Here is a 955-nt window from a genome sequence, read left to right as displayed (position 1 = left end):
GATCTGGCCGCCGCGTGATGGCCGCTTGGATAATTTGACAATAACTCTTCATTCCTCGCTCGGCTAGAGAACGCTGTGTCAGGCTTTTACAGAGACCACTTTCAAAATGGCGCATAGCTGACATAGTCAAACTGTCCGGAATCAGGGACGAACTCCACATCTCCCCCTCACTTGAAAAAAATTCGAGAGTGCCCATTTCCCTCAGAACTAATGAGAAGATGTGGTTTCTTCGTGGATGAATTGCCTGATGGGTCCTGTTTCCAGTTCATTGCGGTGTGTATTTTTGAACAGGAAAACCATCAAGGTCTATGAGGCTGCACACTCAATCAACTTACAAATGTGAGGAAATAGAACAAATTTTAAATTACAATTCACCTATGAAGGTTTGCCCTTAAATCAGGCCATGAACAGGGGTTGCTATTATGAAAAGATTATTTGCCTTTTCGTTGGTTACACTCATTTTTATTTCTCTGGCTTCTAATCAATTATTTGCTAGTGATGTAACCGTTACCAAAGATATTAAAGACTATAAAAGCATATTATTGGATGCGCCGGCTCATGTTTTTATCCGTGAGGGCAATAAATATTCTCTCAAAATAGAAATGAGTAAAAACATAGTGCCATACGTTAATGTTAATAATCAAAACGGCACCCTGACACTAGGTTTAAAGCCTGGATATCATAAAAATTACGAACTATCATTTTATATTACATCTAAGTACGTCGACTCGTTAACCAATGCCGGTCCGGGAGTTGTAGAAGTCACAAGCGACCTTCAGACAAAGACAATGCATATAAGCAATGATAGTAGTGGGTCAATTACAGCAAAAAATATCTCCGCTTCAGGAGGTATTAAAATTATAGCTAAAAGTAGCGGGCATATCAATATAGGCGATATCAATAGCTCTAGTATAGCTATTAGTGGCGGTCAAGCGAGTAATATATTAATAAATAA

Annotated in this window: 1 protein-coding gene; it reads left to right on the top strand. The window is 39.0% G+C overall.

Going from position 1 to position 955, the window contains the following annotated elements; genetic code table 11:
- Nucleotides 1–422: 422 nt before the first annotated feature.
- On the top strand, nucleotides 423–955 hold a 533-nt coding region (locus E1297_RS01375; protein WP_155132944.1), incomplete at its 3' end, for a DUF2807 domain-containing protein.

Source organism: Roseibium sp. RKSG952 (genome assembly GCF_009711355.1).
The sequence above is the reverse complement of the archived record's forward strand: the minus strand, read 5'-3'. Positions and strand labels throughout refer to the sequence as shown.